The organism is Vibrio sp. CDRSL-10 TSBA (genome assembly GCA_039696685.1).
Classification (GTDB): domain Bacteria; phylum Pseudomonadota; class Gammaproteobacteria; order Enterobacterales; family Vibrionaceae; genus Vibrio.
In genome coordinates, this window is the sequence record CP155565.1 from 284,331 (window position 1) to 301,003 (window position 16,673).

Annotated in this window: 10 protein-coding genes and 6 pseudogenes; 11 read left to right on the top strand and 5 right to left on the bottom strand. The window is 49.5% G+C overall.

Features of this window, described 5'->3' with window-relative positions; all coding sequences use genetic code 11:
* The first annotated feature begins 138 nt into the window (after positions 1-138).
* Both ABDK09_01385 and glpK read left to right on the top strand, forming a co-directional pair.
* Positions 139-1,234, top strand: a pseudogene (locus tag ABDK09_01385) (ketoacyl-ACP synthase III).
* A gap of 191 nt (positions 1,235-1,425) precedes the next feature.
* A pseudogene (gene glpK / locus ABDK09_01390) lies at positions 1,426-2,965 on the top strand (glycerol kinase GlpK).
* A 101-nt stretch (positions 2,966-3,066) separates the two neighbouring features.
* Here glpK and ABDK09_01395 read toward each other — a convergent pair.
* A complete protein-coding gene (locus ABDK09_01395; GenBank protein ID XAW88097.1) occupies positions 3,067-3,384 on the bottom strand; it encodes a DUF496 family protein in 318 nt (105 codons plus the stop codon).
* A 191-nt stretch (positions 3,385-3,575) separates the two neighbouring features.
* On the opposite strand from ABDK09_01395, the gene ABDK09_01400 reads away from it, so the two are divergent.
* The 5 genes and pseudogenes from ABDK09_01400 to luxQ all read left to right on the top strand — a co-directional run bounded on the left by ABDK09_01400 (position 3,576) and on the right by luxQ (position 8,916).
* The gene (locus tag ABDK09_01400) at positions 3,576-3,809 is read left to right on the top strand and encodes a hypothetical protein (protein XAW88098.1); all 234 of its coding nucleotides are present in this window, start codon (positions 3,576-3,578) and stop codon (positions 3,807-3,809) included.
* A 52-nt stretch (positions 3,810-3,861) separates the two neighbouring features.
* Entirely contained in the window at positions 3,862-4,500 is a 639-nt protein-coding gene (locus tag ABDK09_01405) for a YceH family protein (protein ID XAW88099.1), read from the top strand.
* An 8-nt stretch (positions 4,501-4,508) separates the two neighbouring features.
* Positions 4,509-4,799, top strand: coding sequence for a GIY-YIG nuclease family protein (locus ABDK09_01410; protein ID XAW88100.1), 291 nt, complete (start codon positions 4,509-4,511; stop codon positions 4,797-4,799).
* 410 nt (positions 4,800-5,209) lie between these two features.
* Complete coding sequence (locus ABDK09_01415; GenBank protein ID XAW88101.1) at positions 5,210-6,307, top strand: autoinducer 2-binding periplasmic protein LuxP; 1,098 nt, start codon at positions 5,210-5,212, stop codon at positions 6,305-6,307.
* Between the two features lie 19 nt (positions 6,308-6,326).
* Positions 6,327-8,916: pseudogene (gene luxQ / locus ABDK09_01420) on the top strand (quorum-sensing autoinducer 2 sensor kinase/phosphatase LuxQ).
* Here the strand turns inward: luxQ and ABDK09_01425 are convergent.
* Together ABDK09_01425 and ABDK09_01430 are read right to left on the bottom strand one after the other, a co-directional pair.
* A complete protein-coding gene (locus ABDK09_01425; GenBank protein ID XAW88102.1) occupies positions 8,897-9,478 on the bottom strand; it encodes a PilZ domain-containing protein in 582 nt (193 codons plus the stop codon). The pseudogene luxQ and the gene ABDK09_01425 overlap by 20 nt on opposite strands.
* A gap of 259 nt (positions 9,479-9,737) precedes the next feature.
* Entirely contained in the window at positions 9,738-10,262 is a 525-nt protein-coding gene (locus ABDK09_01430; GenBank protein XAW88103.1) for a hypothetical protein, read from the bottom strand.
* 271 nt (positions 10,263-10,533) lie between these two features.
* Between ABDK09_01430 and ABDK09_01435 the strand changes: the two are divergent.
* The 4 genes and pseudogenes from ABDK09_01435 (at position 10,534) to modC (ending at position 14,598) form a co-directional block, all read left to right on the top strand.
* A pseudogene (locus ABDK09_01435) lies at positions 10,534-12,016 on the top strand (cobyric acid synthase).
* Between the two features lies 1 nt (position 12,017).
* A complete protein-coding gene (gene modA / locus ABDK09_01440; protein XAW88104.1) occupies positions 12,018-12,791 on the top strand; it encodes a molybdate ABC transporter substrate-binding protein in 774 nt (257 codons plus the stop codon).
* A complete protein-coding gene (modB, locus tag ABDK09_01445) occupies positions 12,772-13,491 on the top strand; it encodes a molybdate ABC transporter permease subunit (GenBank protein ID XAW88105.1) in 720 nt (239 codons plus the stop codon). Before modA ends, modB begins: the two co-directional genes overlap by 20 nt.
* A pseudogene (modC, locus tag ABDK09_01450) lies at positions 13,488-14,598 on the top strand (molybdenum ABC transporter ATP-binding protein ModC). The gene modB and the pseudogene modC overlap by 4 nt, the downstream one beginning before the upstream one ends.
* 165 nt (positions 14,599-14,763) lie before the next feature.
* On the opposite strand, the pseudogene ABDK09_01455 reads toward modC, so the two are convergent.
* Together ABDK09_01455 and ABDK09_01460 are read right to left on the bottom strand one after the other, a co-directional pair.
* A pseudogene (locus tag ABDK09_01455) lies at positions 14,764-15,900 on the bottom strand (hydroxymethylglutaryl-CoA reductase).
* A gap of 230 nt (positions 15,901-16,130) precedes the next feature.
* Entirely contained in the window at positions 16,131-16,418 is a 288-nt protein-coding gene (locus tag ABDK09_01460; GenBank protein XAW88106.1) for a hypothetical protein, read from the bottom strand.
* Positions 16,419-16,673: the final 255 nt, after the last annotated feature.

The following is a 16,673-nucleotide window of genomic DNA, read 5'->3' on the forward strand; positions in this document are numbered from 1 at the left end:
TATTCGATCCTGGCCTTATTGAACATTTGCCATGCTCTCACCTGTATGTATCTTTTTTTATTATCGCAGTTGATGAGTCAAATGTTGGGGCAGGTCGCATGATTACAATGATAACGACAACAAAAAAACAGGATGACCATGACGAAGTTTTATGCGGACATTACTGGCTGGGGGAAATGTCTGCCCCCGGCAACGCTCTCCAATGACGACCTTAGTACCTTTCTTGATACCAATGACGAGTGGATTCGCAGTCGCACCGGCATTGAACAGCGCCGAATCAGCCATGTGAATACGTCAGAGCTGGCCACCGTTGCTGCGCGCCACGCACTGGCTTGTGCAGGGCTCGATGCCGCTGATATCGACCTGATTATCGTCGCGACCTGTTCACCGGATTCGCTGATTCCTAATATCGCGTCCAAAGTACAACAGAATCTCGGCATTCGCAGTGCTGCTGCGTTTGATCTCAATGCCGCCTGTACCGGCTTTGTTTACGGCCTGGAAACCGCGACGCGCTTAATTCAGGCGGGTAATTATCAGCACGCATTGGTGATAGGCGCAGAAACGCCTGTCTTTTTACCTCGACTGGACTAAACGCGACACCGCGGTGTTGTTTGGCGATGGTGCCGGTGCCGTGACGCTCAGTCGTACCGAGCAAGCTGCCGGGCTACAGGATGCAAAGATTGGTTGTGATGCCGCCGGCCGCGATATTTTGGCGGTGCCGGAGTTTGGTACCGCCATGGATCGTTTTGATGAGCAGAATGGCTTCTGGGCGTTTGATTTTGTTGGTCAGGAAATTTTTAAGCGTGCAGTGAAAGGCATGGGCGCGGCAGCCAAGAGTGTGCTGGCACAAAGCGGGCTGTCGAAAGGTGATATTGATGTGGTCATCCCGCATCAGGCCAATATCCGCATTATCCAGACATTGTGCGATCTGTCGGGCATTGAACAGAGTAAAGCTTTCGTTAACATTCAGCGCTATGGTAATACGTCGGCAGCGACCGTACCGATTGCTCTGTGCGAGGCGCTGGAACAGGAGCGAGTCAATCCCGGAGATAATCTGCTGCTGGCTGCCTTTGGCGCTGGCCTGACCTGGGGGGCGGGTTATATCAAATGGGGCGAGCGCACGACACCGTTGGGGCGCAGTGATGCCGAGCTGCCGCCAGCGAAGAAAAGCGCGTTAGAATTGCTGCAGGCGGCGATTGAACATTGTCAGCGTCACGCGGCGCAGCAGTCATAAATCGCACCTCTTAACTCGCTGGCCGCCGCCAGCGAGCCTTCATTTTTATTTCATTTCATTGATTCAGCATCACGTTAACTCAGTACCGCAATCACTTTGCCTCGCCTTGATTCAGTCCAGATTGATTCATTCGCAGGACTGAAAAATGGCATATGCTCTAAAGAACCTTAGCAGCATTGTCAGAGGCGTTCATGACTAAGCGCAAATCAGCCGGACCAAATTTCATCGTCGCTCTGGATCAGGGCACAACCAGCTCCAGAGCGGTGGTACTGGATCACGACGCCAATATTGTCAGCGTTGCACAACGTGAGTTCAGCCAAATTTATCCTCATCCTGGCTGGGTTGAACATGATCCGATGGAAATCTACGCCACGCAAAGTGCGACCTTAGTTGAGGCTCTGGGTAAAGCGGGTATTCGCAGCGATGACGTCGCCGCTATTGGCATAAGTAATCAGCGTGAAACCAGCATCGTCTGGAATAAGGAGACCGGCAAGCCGGTCTACAATGCGATTGTCTGGCAGTGCCGCCGCAGTTCAGGGATGTGTGATGAGATGAAAGCCCGTGGCCTGCAAGCCGATATTCAGGCCAAAACCGGCTTAGTGCTGGATCCTTATTTCTCTGCCAGCAAAATTAAATGGATTTTGGATAATGTTCCCGGAGCGCGGCGAGATGCCGAGCAGGGCAAACTGCTGTTTGGTACCGTTGATACCTGGCTGGTGTGGAAAATGACTCAGGGCAGAGTCCATGTGACGGATTACACGAAACGCCTCCCGTACCATGCTGTTCAACATAAACCAACTGTGCTGGGACCAAACTCTGCTCGACCTGTTCACGATTCCGGCTGCTATGATGCCGCAAGTGAAAGCGTCATCTGCGATTTACGGCCAGACCAATATTGGTGGCAAAGGCGGAACCCGCATTCCGATTGCCGGTATTGCCGGTGATCAGCAAGCAGCGCTGTTTGGACACTTTTGTGTGAATCCCGGTGATGCCAAAAATACTTACGGTACCGGCTGTTTTCTGCTGATGAATACCGGCCGGCAAAAAGTTTGTTCAGATAACGGGTTGCTGACCACTCTGGCTTGCGGCCCGGATGGAAAACCCGGCTATGCGCTGGAAGGCGCCGTTTTTATGGGCGGAGCAGCAATTCAGTGGCTGCGCGATGAGCTGAAGTTATTCAGCGATGCTCGGGATTCCGAATATTTTGCCACCAAAGTAGACTCGTCTGAGGGTGTTTATGTTGTGCCTGCATTTACCGGATTGGGCGCGCCCTACTGGGACCCGTACGCACGGGGAACCATCGTCGGACTGACGCGGGGGACGAATGCGAGTCACCTGATTCGCGCCACGCTGGAAAGTATTGCCTACCAGACCCGTGACGTGCTGGATGCGATGCAGGCCGATTCCAACATTCGTCTTGCCGCGTTGCGAGTCGATGGCGGCGCGGTTGCCAACAACTTTTTAATGCAATTCCAGGCGGATGTTCTCGATACCAGGGTTGAGCGACCGGTCGAAACGGAAGTGACTGCACTGGGTGCGGCCTATCTGGCCGGATTAGCGGTCGGGTATTGGCAAAGTCTTGGAGAGTTACAGCGTAAAGCCGCAATTGAGCGCTGCTTTGAGCCGTCTCATGATGAAGCGAAGCGTCAACGGCGTTACCGTGGTTGGAAACGTGCGATCCAGTGCGCCCGCGCCTGGGCGGAATTACATCACGATGACGATGAAAACTAATGTGTCAGCCCAAATGGGCGTCTGCCAAAACTGGCCTCGGTAAAATAACAAACCCGCCGGGTGGCGGGTTTGTGCAATAGATAACTTAGCTCAGGACAGGATTATTTCTTACCCTGAGTTGCTAGTTTGTCCTGCTCGGTCAGATCGCGGATGCGACGGCTTATTTCACGACGCTCTTTGGAGATTTCCGCGCTCTTGATGATGTGGTCATCAACACGGTCTTCGTAGTCCGCTTTCATGTTTTTCACGATTTCGATGATCTCTTCCTGAGTCATGTCCGGCTTGATGTAGTCAACCAGGTTCTCTAGCAGGTCAACACGCTTACGGTTGTCACGAACTTTCTTTTCGTTATCCAACAGTTCACGCTTCAGTTTGTTTTTACGGCGAGCCAGACTCACAATTTCAAATACGCTGTTCATAGGTCCCTTTCCCTAAAATGAATTAAAGCAACTGTGGCTGATTAAAGCATAACATCCAAGCTCATAACAGCCTTTAGATCAAACATGGCAACACCTTGACTAATAAATCACCAGTCAATATGAGAGTGGATTGTACATGCCTGAAAATGCGCTATAACATGGGTTCAATAATGATGAACCTATGATCGATTATGCAGCCTTCAGAGATTATTGTTCCCCCAAGCGAAGAGTCAGCACCCAGTGCGACAGCGCTGCCCGTTCCGATAGAGCAGCGGGTAGACTCTAAACGGGCTAAACTAGGTCAAGCTTATATACGAGAACGTCAGAAACAGGAATTGACGGATGTAGAATTACATCGTTCTAAAGTGATTGTGATGGATGAAAACGGGCGTATTCTGCGTGTGTCCCTGACGTCTGAGCACTAAGAAACGTGAGTCCGGCAGTGAGCCGTAAAAATAATAATTAAGGAAAAGATCAATGAATCAAGAACTATCTCCCCTTGAAGCACGAGTTATCGGTTGCTTGATAGAAAAAGAAATTACCACGCCGGATCATTACCCGCTGACGCTCAACAGTTTAACCACGGCCTGCAATCAGAAAAGTAATCGTGAGCCTGTTTTGTCATTGTCTGATGCGGAAGTACAGGATGCGGTTGAAGGTTTGATCAGCCGCCGTCTAGTCAGCGATGAAAGTGGTTTTAACAGCCGTACGCCTAAGTATCAGCACCGTTTTTGTAACACTGAGTTTGGTGACCTGAAGCTGGGTGAACAAGAGCTTGGACTGGTATGTTGCCTGTTACTGCGCGGAGCCCAGACTCCGGGCGAATTACGTACCCGTACTAACCGTCTTTGTGCTTTTTCTGATGTAAAGCAGACCGAGGCAGTTTTGGATGCGTTGGCACAACGTGACTTGGTGGTCAAATTGCCGCGTGAACCGGGTAAACGTGAATCGCGTTACCAGCACCTGTTTTGTGGAGAAGTCGATTTAGAAGCTCTGGCAAGCGCATCTGTCGCTCCTGCGGCCAACTCACAGCTTGAAGCTCTGGAGCAGGAAGTGGCGGCACTGCGTGAAGAAGTCGCGGAATTACGTGCTCTGGTTGAACAAGCTCTGGCCTGAATACGTTGATGAGCAGTGACAATCCAAGTCCGAATTGGTGGGTGTATCTGATTCGGACTTCCTCCAACGCCCTTTACTGCGGTATCACCACCGATGTGGAGCGACGCTTCAGCCAGCATGAGAAAGGGCAGGGGGCGAAAGCGTTACGGGGCAAAGGGCCATTAACCCTCGCCTGGCAATATGAGCTTGGTCCGTTAAAGGGCGAGGCACTGCGTCTGGAATATAAAATAAAACAGCTAACTAAAGCTCAGAAAGAGCGTTTGATAGTGGATGATTCCCGTTTGTCGCTGGTTTTGTGATCCCGCTGATTTTCCTGCCTTGTTGATGTCAGACACTCTGTCTATTATTAAGTCGTGTTCATATTATTAATATAACTGTCATTTTATTTGTGGTTATTTGGGGCTGTATTGAATGACGGCTACCTGTGCCGTCGCAAGCGGTTTTGCAAACACGGCAATGTTTCAGAAATATGAAACAGTTATAACTTAGATTGTTTATTGTATATACAACTGAGAAAATGTTGTTAATTTAGTCACTTGCATAAAAAATTCATGATTTATTTGCTGTGCAAGCTGTTATTTGTACGCTGTATGCTTAATAATTCTCGGGCAATCTTGATTTGCTGACATTACGGCGCTGCTTTATAAAAAAGCACGTCTCAACAATGCGTTGATGGTGTGATTATCAACCAACAGACGGAATGTGTGGAATGAAGAAGACGCTCTTTCTCTCTCTTTTACTTGGTTTCACCCCGGTAGCTACATCCTATTCATCTCAATTGTTGAGCGGATACTGGCATTATCAGGAATTTTTAAATGCTAACCCACAGCAAAAGCAGTTGACGGATCAGCTGTCACTCGCCGTTCGCCAGGCACCCGTTGCAATGGTAGGGGAACAACAAAAACCAGTATCCATTTCCGTCGTTTTCCCCGGCCAGCAGGTTTCAGACTATTGGGTGCGCAATTTAAAAGCGTTCGAAATGCGTATGGAAGAGCTGGGGATTGAATATCAAATTAATCAGGTTTTTACCCGTCCCAATCTGGACACACGTCAGCAAAGTCTTTCCCTGATGGAAGCGTTAAAAAACAATTCTGACTATTTGATCTTTACTCTGGATACGACGCGGCACAGAAAATTTATTGAACATGTGCTGAGCTCTTCGCCAACCAAGTTGATCCTGCAAAATATTACGACGCCAGTCCGCGACTGGGATGGCAGACAGCCGATGATGTATGTTGGCTTTGATCATGAAATGGGTGCACTGCAACTGGCCTATTATTATCGTGAGCATGTTCCCAAAGGCAGTAAGTATTCTGTACTGTATTTCTCCGAAGGCTATGTGAGCGATGCGCGTGGTGATACCTTTATCCAGAATATGGAGCGCAGCGGTGACTATCACCTTGCTTCTTCCTATTACACCAAGGCAACAGAAGAGAGTGGTTATGAGGCCGCTCTGAATATTGTCAAGAATGATCCTGATATTAAATTTATCTACGCCTGTTCGACAGATGTGGCTTTGGGCGCGGTTAAGGCCCTGAAAGAACTCAACCGGAGCGACATTATGGTGAACGGCTGGGGCGGTGGTTCGGCGGAGCTGCAGGCGCTGGAGGATGGCGCGCTGGATGTCACCGTTATGCGCATGAATGATGACACGGGTATAGCGATGGCCGAAGCGATTAAACGTGATCTTGAAGGGCAGGCTGTCCCGACCGTTTTTTCCGGTGATTTTGAGATCGTCTCCCATGATGATAAGCAACAGCAGGTCAGCTTGTTCAAACAACGTGCGTTTCGGTATTCCGATCGTTAATTAGCCCAAGGAACACTGAGTGAATATCCGGTCCAGTACAGTAAAACAAAAAAGAAGAATTGCGACTTTTATCAGTCGTGCCATCGTGGCGGTGTTGGGCGCCCTCACGCTGGCTGTGCTGTTCCAAAGCTATCAAATCAGCAGCCGCTTAATCTCTCAGGAGGTGGCACGCAGTGCTACACAGACCTCGAGCTTGATCCAGAATCTGTTTAATTATCGTCTGGCTACTTTGCAGATTCATCAGGACAGTAGTGCCAAAAATACTAGTTTTATCAATGCATTAAGCAGTGACTCCGGTGCTGAGCTTGACCAGTATTTTCTCAGCGTTGATCAACTTGAGCTGAGCAATACCCCGGATATCCGCTTTATTACTGATTTGAAAGAGTTAGTCTGGGAAGATGGTAACGCCCAGTTTTACGGCATTCAAAGCCGAGAAATGAATAAAATCATCCGTCGGGTCTCGGTGAGTAACAATTGGCATTTGGTGCAGACTCCATCCTTATTGGGCATGACCTATCTGTTAGTGCGTCGCTCGCCAGTCGTCAACAGTGAGACTGGAGAAGTGATCGGCTTTCTGTTTGTCAGCGTGGTACTCAATAATAACTTTGCTCTGATTGAGACTATTCGGGACAGCAGTAATTCGCAGAATCTAATTCTGTCTGTCGGTACTGAAGTTTTAGCATCCACGCTCAACGGGGACGAGTCCTACTCTGCGTTTGATGTGATTGAAGATGGCCTGAGTGAAGGTCTGTACGACAAAAACATGGTCAGTAAAGCGGTACTGGAAGTCGAGGGTGTGCCGACCTATCTTGAGGTGTATTCGGTACAGAGTAATCAAAATGCGCTGAGCTTACGTGATAATTACTACTTCTGGATGATTTTTGCGCTGGTGGCGATGATCGCAGTGTCTATGCTGATTCGCTGGTGGTTACAACGTCGTATTGAATCTGAAATTGAAGGCTTGATGACCTACACCTACAACGTTGCTGAGCGCGGTCTGGACGGATTTTTCCCCGGTTCTAAAATTTACGAATTTGACCATTTTGGGCGCACGCTGGAACACACTTTCCAGCGTTTGTCACAGCAGGAAAAGCAATTTGAGGATCTGTTTACTTTCGCTTTGTCTCCGACCATTTTATGGACCAGCGATGGTGATATGATTCGGATGAATCCGGCGGCTGAGTCTCATTTCAGGCCTAAGGACGCCAATCAGTTGTCTCTGTTCAATGTGTTAAAGGCACAGCTGGTACCGCAGATAAAGCTGGCCGCACGAGGTGAAATTCTCAATGAGGTGAACACCGAAGTCGATGGGCGGGTTTTCTTGTGGAACCTGTCGCCGATTATTGTCGAGAATCGGGTAGAGTCGATCATTACTCAGGGCCAAGATGTGACTACGATTGCTGAGGCAGAAAAGCAGAGCCGCATTGCCCGCAATGAAGCAGAAGAGACCGCGCGGGTGCGAGCAGATTTCCTGGCTAAGATGAGCCATGAATTACGCACGCCACTGAATGGCATTCTCGGTGTATCCCAGTTACTGAAACGCACGGTGAAAACGAAAGAACAAGCTGAGCAGATCAATGTTCTGTGCAGCAGTGGTGAGCATTTGCTGGCGGTGCTGAATGACATCCTAGATTTCTCCAAGATTGAGCAAGGCAAGTTTCGTATTCAAAAAGTGGATTTCCGGCTGGTTGATGTGGTTTCAGCAATTGAAAGAATCTATGGACCGCTCTGCAGGGAGAAACAGCTGGAACTGCAACTTGAAAGTAATATTGATGAAGATATTTTCATCAATGGCGATCAGGTTTCGCTTAAATCAGGTGCTGTTTAACCTGCTCAACAATGCGGTGAAGTTCACCCATGATGGCTCTATCTCCGTTCAGCTTGAGCTGAATCGGGATGTGTCGCCGGCGAATCTGAAAATCGTCGTGCTCGATACCGGCATTGGCATCCGCGATCAGGATCTGGCTGCCATTTTCGAACCGTTTGTTCAGGCGGAGTCGACCAATACCCGCGAATATGGCGGTAGCGGTCTGGGGCTCACAATTGTTCACAGTCTGATTGAAATGCTGGGCGGCAGTATTGAGGTTTCCTCTCAGTTTGGCGTCGGCACCCGTTTTGATATCGAATTACCGGTTGAGATTGTCGCCAATGAAGTGCAGGAAGCTGACACCCAGGTTAGTAAATCCCGTTATGAACTTTTCGACGATACTGTTCAGGTCTTGCTGGTGGAAGATAACCATACCAACGCCTTCATTGCCAAAGCTTTTTGTAATAAATACGGCATGAACGTCGAGTGGGTGACCGATGGTCTCAAAGCGATAGAGAGGGTCAAACAGCAGCATTACGATATGATTCTGATGGATAACCAACTGCCTTATCTGGACGGAGTTGATGCCACCCGGATCATCAAACACGACATGGGATTGTCGATTCCGGTGTATGCCTGTACTGCGGATGGAATGCTAGAGACACAAGAGGCGTTTATGCAGGCGGGGGCCGAGTACGTGATTGTAAAACCGATCAAAGAAGATACTCTGCATCAGGCGCTGGTGAATTTCCAGCTTAATCGTTCAGGGTATAGCGCGCCGGTTAAAAAGAGTTATTCCTGAAGAACTTTTCGAACAGAGACATTTTCAGCTGGTCGGAAAGTTCGATGGCTTCCTCAAATTGTACACCGATCAAATGCCCCTGATTCTGGCGGCGGATACTGGCGATGTGGGACGTCATATCGTCTGGTAGCAAGTTATCTAAATCGCAACTAAAGCTCACGCGGTGGCGGACCTTGAGATCATTTTGTCCGCCGATATAGATGCCACAGCCACACACGGACAAGTCAACCAGCTCCCCTTCAAATTTGCGTTCGCTCTTTTCTGCGTATTCAGTCAGTGAAACAGGCAGAGAGAGTTTATAGCGTTCATGCTCACGAATGGTCTTAGTGACAAAATATTTGGGCAGGCGTAGTGAAAACATTGAACAAGGTGCAGAGATAACCTGAATAATCGAGGTTTTGAACGCGACAATGTGGCCAAGTTCGGTATCCGTAATCCCTCGCACAACCATTTGCGCATTAGTCAGTTTTCGCATGATCAACTGTTCCTGAACTTTCGGTTGAAAATCCAGCAGCAAAAATTGTTCAGCTTTGTAACCGATCAGAGTGGTCGTAAAAGTCACGCTGTCATCAGGACCGAAACTGAATGGTGGCCGAAATTTTAATGCCCGGCGTCAGGTATTTAATCAGTTCGGCAGAATGTGATGTCGCCATGTGGATGTGTCCTAATCCAGAGTCAGCATTGATGATGTTCTTTGATTATATTCCATTTTTTAGCAGTATCGAAACTGCAAATCAGTGCTTAGCGACAGTAATATGGTCTCTATGTTCCATATGTTCGATGTATTTAATAGGAGCTATGCATTTTACATGAACAATGGCTTAAAACTGAAAACGGACACCCATACTGAATTGCGGGCCCCATATACCAGCATTGCGCGCTTCAGCGTTAAGCGACATTTGCTGCGTGGAATGGAATCGCACACCGGCAACGAAAATTGAGTGATCTTCGGTGCGGCCAATACGTCCGTGTGCTTCTAACTGATTGGTCAGCCACAGGCGCGAGCCTACGTTTAACTCCATGACGACGTCAGTATCGTGGTTCTCGTCGCCATTACCGCGAATATGGTGAGCGAGCAACTGACCATAAATGTCAGCAAATGCATTGATCGGGCCGTTGAAACCAATACCACCTGCCGCATCCCAGTCTCCTTCCATGCGAGAATCAACTCGCGCGACTAAATGCGTATTTTCAGTGAAAAATGTGCTGAATTCTCCGCCAAATGATTCCGGACTCACGCCAGTGCGCAGTTCTAAAAAGTTGTAGTTAAAGTTGTTCGCCAACGCAGTCGTTGGCAGGGCAGTGGCGAATGCAACCAGACCGGCCAGACATGTTCTTTTCATCATTGCTTGAGTCCTAAAATGGAAATTAAAAAAGGCACGCAAATTACAGGCCAAATCATGCGATAAATCAATAGCGTAGCGGGTGAATATTGTACAAATTGGACCAAAGTGCACGATTTTATCCATATTGAGCGTACTTTTGTTCCGTACGCTGGGCCGGAATGAGGAAAGATTCGGCGTTGAATCAGATATGCGCCGCACACCACTTGTGCTTTGGCTGCACTCACGGAGCAGTTACGTATACAATGGTGAAAACTTCACGATAAGCAGAATTATGGAATCTACATTAAAGGCGCTGATGGTTCAGGGCACAACGTCAGATGCGGGTAAGAGTGTTTTGGTGGCTGGCCTGTGCCGAGTGCTCAAGCGTCGCAACATCAAGGTGGCCCCCTTTAAACCGCAGAATATGGCACTCAACAGTGCTGTGACACCCGATGGCGGGGAAATTGGGCGCGCGCAAGCGGTACAGGCGATCGCGTGTGGTATTGAGCCGACAGTGCATATGAATCCGGTTCTGCTCAAACCCAATTCGGATACCGGCGCACAGGTGATTTTGCAAGGGCGCGCAATGTCGAATATGGAAGCCAACAGTTATCACGATTACAAAAAGATTGCGATGAACACGGTGCTCGACTCTTTCTCCCGTTTGCAGACCGAGTATGACAGCGTGATGATTGAAGGGGCCGGGAGCCCGGCGGAAATCAACCTGCGTGCTAATGATATCGCCAACATGGGCTTTGCTGAGGCGGCCGATGTACCGGTGATTATCGTCGCGGACATTGATCGTGGCGGTGTATTCGCCCATCTGTATGGCACACTGGCATTACTGTCAGAATCTGAGCAGCAGCGCGTTAAAGGCTTTGTTATCAACCGCTTTCGTGGCGATATTGGTTTGCTGCAGTCTGGTCTCGACTGGCTGGAGGAGAAAACGGGTAAGCCGGTCATTGGCGTCTTGCCGTATTTACATGGCTTTGATCTTGAAGCGGAAGATGCTATTGCCGCCAAACAGGTACTGGGTGATAACGTTAAGCTTAATGTCGTGGTGCCAGTGTTCACCCGTATCAGTAATCACACCGATTTTGATGCCTTACGCCAAAACCCGGACATCAATCTGCGTTATGTCGGTAAAGGTGAGCGCCTCGATGGCGCAGATCTGATTATTCTGCCCGGCAGTAAATCAACCCGCGCTGATTTAAAACATCTGCGTGAGCAAGGTTGGGACAAAGACATCCTGCGCCATTTGCGTCTGGGAGGCAAAGTGATGGGGATTTGTGGTGGCTATCAGATGCTCGGACATTGGGTACATGACCCGGATGGTGTGGAAGGAGAAGCCGGCAGTACAGCAGGGTTAGGACTGCTGGATACAGAGACAACTCTGACGCAAGAGAAACAGCTCACCAATGTCTCTGGCCAGTTGTATTTAGACGGTGAATCGGTCGCTGTAACCGGTTATGAAATTCATGTCGGCCGTACTGTCTCAGTTTCAAACGAAACGAGAATTAATCCGCTGATCAAGTTGACTAATGGGACTGAAGATGGTGTTGTAAGTGAATGTAATCAGATACTTGGTACTTATCTGCACGGTATCTTCGATACATTCTCTGCCGCCCGGCTTATCTGTCAGTGGGCAGGAGCTCAGGGCATTCAAACACACGATCATCTCAAGGCCAAAGAAACAGGCGATCGATCGCATTGCCGATGCAATCGAGGCACATCTGGATCTTGCACTTTTGTGGCCGCAACTTGACGAGAATTAACATGAAAAAAATGGCTTTATTAATCAGCGCTATGTTGGCTACAACACCGGCGTGGGCTACCGATACGGTAAATATTTACGCAGCGTCGTCGATGACCAATGCGGTTGAGGATTTAATCAAAGCGTATGAGTCTGATCATGATGTCGATGTGGTGCCGGTATTTGGCGGCTCATCGTCTCTGGCTCGTCAGATTGAGCATGGTGCTCCTGCGGATGTGTTTTTGTCGGCGAATGAAAAGTGGGTGCATCACCTGGTTGATAACGACATTGTTCAGGCTGACCATGTCAAGCTGCTGGCCGGCAACCAACTGGTGCTGATTAAGCCGGTAGACTCTGATCAGGTGGCCTTTGATGTGGCGGACAAACAGCAATGGCAAACTTTGCTGAAAGACAATCGTATGGCGGTAGGTAACACCGATGCTGTGCCGGTGGGTATCTACTCGAAAGAAGCACTGACTAATCTTGATGTTTGGAAAACCGTTGAACCTAAGCTGGCGCAAACTGCCAATGTCCGTTTAGCTTTGGCACTGGTAGAACGCGGAGAGGCACCTCTGGGGATGGTTTACAAAACCGATGCGATTCTGACTGATAAAGTGGCTATTCTGTCAACGTTTAAACCCACGTTGCACAGTGCTATCCATTACCCGCTGGTACAGATTTCTGATACCCAGGCCAGCGCCGATTTCGTTCAATTCTTACAATCAGACAAAGCGAAAGCCGTGATGCAGCAATATGGTTTCCGCACTGACATGGGAAATGAAAAATTTGTTGAATAGCGACAGCTTTTTGACCCAATACGAATGGACTGCACTGCTGCTCAGCCTGAAAGTGGCCGGGTACGCAGTGTTATGGTTGCTCCCGGTTGGTCTGATCATCGGCTGGCTGCTGGCTCGTAAAGAGTTTGTAGGTAAAAGTGCGTTAGACAGCCTGGTTCATTTACCCTTGGTGCTGCCTCCGGTGGTGATCGGCTATCTGCTGTTGATCTCGATGGGCAAGAAAGGGCTAATCGGGCAGTGGTTTCATGACTGGCTTGGCATTACGTTCAGTTTCAGTTGGCGCGGTGCGGTCCTGGCGTGTGTGGTGATTGCTTTGCCACTTATGGTGCGTTCGATACGCCTCAGCCTGGAAAGTGTGGATCCTAAACTTGAGCAGGCCGCCCGTACATTAGGTGCCTCGCCACTCAAGGTGTTTGTCACCGTGACATTGCCGCTGACCTTGCCCGGTATTATCACTGGGGTGATGTTATCGTTTGCCCGTAGCCTGGGTGAATTTGGCGCGACAATCAGTTTTGTGTCTAATATCCCGGGGCAAACCCAGACGATTCCTTTGGCTATGTACAACTTTCTCGAAACACCGGGAGCAGAAATGCAGGCGGCACGCTTGTGTGTTATCTCGATTGTGATTGCGTTGTTGTCTCTGTTTATCTCTGAATTGATTAGCCGGCGAATGAAGAAAAAACTGGGGGTCAGTCAATGAGTCAGTTACAGGTGCAGTTCCAAAAGCAGTTGGGCAGCACAATGCTTGATGTCGACCTAGTTTTACCCGGCAAAGGCATCACGGCCGTGTTTGGGCGTTTCTGGTGCAGGGAAAACCTCGTTCATCAATGTCATCAGTGGCTTAATCAGACCGGATGAAGGCTTGATTACGGTTAATGACCGGGTGTTGTTTAATAGTAGGGGTAAGGTCAGCCTGCCGGTCGAGCGACGCCGCATTGGCTATGTGTTCCAGGAAGCCCGGCTGTTTCCGCACTATACGGTGCGTGGCAATCTGAATTATGGCGTGCGGGCCAAAGATGACGATTATTTCGATTCTGTCGTTTCATTACTGGCGTTGGAGCCATTGCTATCCCGTTATCCGAACGCCTTGTCCGGAGGGGAAAAACAGCGGGTGGCGATTGGCCGAGCGCTGTTGTCCAAGCCGGATTTGTTGTTGATGGATGAGCCGCTGGCCTCGTTAGATTTACCGCGTAAACGGGAAGTGATGCCGTTTCTTGAGCAGTTGTCACAACAGGTGCAGATCCCTATTCTGTATGTGACCCACAGCATGAATGAAATTCTGCGTCTGGCGCAGCATCTGGTCGTGCTGGATGGCGGCAAGGTGGTGGCATCAGGGCCGATTGAAGAGGTCTGGTCATCGCGCAGTATGCGGCCATGGCAGTCGTTTAGTGAGCAGAGCACGCTGTTTTCCGCGACTATTGGCCAGCATCAGCCTCGGTATGGTCTGACTCAGATTGAACTCGCCAAAGAGGTCGGTTTGTGGGTTCAGCAAGTCAGTGGTGAACCGGGCGCTGCGATTAGGCTGCAGATTCGCGCCAACGACGTATCGGTGACATTAAATGATCCGGGTAAAACTTCGATTCGAAACATTCTCGCTGCCACCATTGCTGATATTGAATACCATCAGCAGGGAGAGAATAAAAAGAGTATTGCTCTCAAGCTAGAATTGGCGCCAGAGTGCTATTTATGGGCGGTGATTACCGAGTGGGCGCTGGAAGATCTCCAGCTTGAGGTCGGGATGTCGGTGTACGCGCAGGTCAAAGGTGTCAGTGTTTCCCAACGCGATATGGTGTTGAGCCAGGTCTGATTGTGTTGCAATACAGAGATGCGTTTCTGGTGGCCCTCCATTGTGAGGGCCTGTTTTTATGTGGCTTGCTGCAAGAGAGATGACGAGCCGGACTGACCACGCAACTCGATAGAGTGAGTTTCGTTTCAACGCTTAGCTAAGTTGCACCTTCATTGGAAAATACAATCAACGGGCCAGTTTATGATGCGCACGGGAGAAGTGACCGGCACTGAATGCGCCGACAATGGACAGTTCTCCCGCCAGGCACAAACCAGCCACAACTTCTGCCAGTGCCCGTGCTTTTCCCTTTCCTGCCAGGCCGAGAATATCCAGACAGGCTTTCTGACTCGGTAGTCCGGTGCCACCACCAACCGTACCCACCATAATATTCGGCAGAGTGACACAAGCGTATAAGCCGCCCTGTGCATTCACTTCCATTCTGGTAATACCGACGGCTGATTCGGCAACACAGGCAGCATCCTGACCACAAGCAATATAGAGCGCTGCCAATGCGTTGGCATAATGCGCATTGACGCCGATGCCACCGCTGAGTGTCGCACCCAACGTCGTCATGTGGCCAAACTCCACCATATTCTGTGGCGTCGTGTGCAAATATTTCTTAACCAGCGAGGCTGGCAGGTGGACTTCAGCGGTCACTTTTTTACCGCGCACACTGCGCAGAACGTGACTGTTCGCTTTTTTATCGCCGGACAGATTCCCGTCCAGAAACGCCTGCTGCGGGCTGACCGGAGCATGCGCCAAAATGAATTCAAACACCGCGTTGGTAGCAATAGTGACCATATTCTGGCCGGATGCATCGCCGGTAGTGTACTCAAACACCAGATAGACGTGATTGCCTTCAATCGAAACGTTGATGTCATGCAGGCGGCCATGCTGAGTGGTGGACTGCGCAATCGACTTAAATTGGTCGTATTGAGTGGTTACCCAGGCGACAAACTGTCCGGCTTCAGCCAGGTTATAGAAGGAAAACACCGGTGTGCGGGTTACTCCTTCATTGAGCAGCATCGCGCTCACCCCGCCCGCTGCGGTAATCAGGCGGCAGCCACGGTGGTAGGAGGCAACCAAAGCGGCTTCCGTGGTGGCAAGAGGAATCGCATAATCACCATTGGCGTGTAAGCCGTTGATCCGCAGTGGCCCGGCGACACCGACCGGAACTTTTACCGTGCCGATAAAGTGTTCAATGTTCTTCTCATAACGCGCCATATTTTGCGCCGTCTGGGGATCAAGCAGGTGATCTCTGGCGTGGCGGATATCTATCTGCTGCCAACGCTTTTGTACTTGTTTGTGGTTCAGCGCTGCGCTAAGAGGTAAAGAAGTGGTGGGTGTGAGCTTGGGATCAAGGGCGGCACTAAACTGTTCGTTCGTCAGCGCAGGGTGAAGATCAAGAGGGGCATCGTGACGAAGCGAGTTTAATTTAGGCATGGTGATTAGAGAGCATCAGTCAAAATTGGACTGCATTGTACCGCTGACAGGAACAAACTCAATGTTTTGTCACAGCCGGTGACAAATTAATACCGGAGGTGAGCCGGTGCTTAAACGCTGATATCAAGCAGGCTGCCGATCATATCCTGATCGCGCTGTAAAACATTAGTCCCGACTCGGCTGTATTGTTGAGCCTGATTGAGCTGCACTAACGCATCAACATTGTCAGGAACGGGCTGGGGTTTATCCCGTTCCACCTTATTGAAGGCAAGAGAATCGTTGCTGGTATTGGCAGGGTTGACAACTTGGTTACGCTGAATGTCACGCGCAGCATCGTCAGCCATCTTTGAAGATTGCTGAATAATCGAATAGCCGGGTTGTACGGATGAAACTGACATAGGCGTTCCTCTCTGCTTATAGCTAGCTTATGGCGATAAATTAACCAATGCAAGCATTTTCAGGACATCAAGTTGACATCTGTTGCTGCCTTTAAACTGCGCAGGCTTGAAATGGGTAGTTTTCTAAAGCAACAATTAGTTTTCTAGAGAAGCAATGGGTTTTCTGAAACAACTGTGAGTTTTTTAAATTAATAGCTAACAGTATAAATCATCAGATGGCTTTCTAAAGCGTCAGAGGCGTATAAAACCTGACGC

Bases quoted from the DNA above. Each gene is read 5' to 3' on its own strand.
- ABDK09_01410 (XAW88100.1), top strand. From the start codon at position 4,509: ATGAGCAGTGACAATCCAAGTCCGAATTGGTGGGTGTATCTGATTCGG.
- ABDK09_01405 (XAW88099.1), top strand. From the start codon at position 3,862: ATGAATCAAGAACTATCTCCCCTTGAAGCACGAGTTATCGGTTGCTTG.
- ABDK09_01460 (XAW88106.1), bottom strand. From the start codon at position 16,418: ATGTCAGTTTCATCCGTACAACCCGGCTATTCGATTATTCAGCAATCT.
- ABDK09_01430 (XAW88103.1), bottom strand. From the start codon at position 10,262: ATGATGAAAAGAACATGTCTGGCCGGTCTGGTTGCATTCGCCACTGCC.
- ABDK09_01400 (XAW88098.1), top strand. From the start codon at position 3,576: ATGCAGCCTTCAGAGATTATTGTTCCCCCAAGCGAAGAGTCAGCACCC.
- modB (XAW88105.1), top strand. From the start codon at position 12,772: ATGAAAAATTTGTTGAATAGCGACAGCTTTTTGACCCAATACGAATGG.
- ABDK09_01395 (XAW88097.1), bottom strand. From the start codon at position 3,384: ATGAACAGCGTATTTGAAATTGTGAGTCTGGCTCGCCGTAAAAACAAA.
- ABDK09_01415 (XAW88101.1), top strand. From the start codon at position 5,210: ATGAAGAAGACGCTCTTTCTCTCTCTTTTACTTGGTTTCACCCCGGTA.
- modA (XAW88104.1), top strand. From the start codon at position 12,018: ATGAAAAAAATGGCTTTATTAATCAGCGCTATGTTGGCTACAACACCG.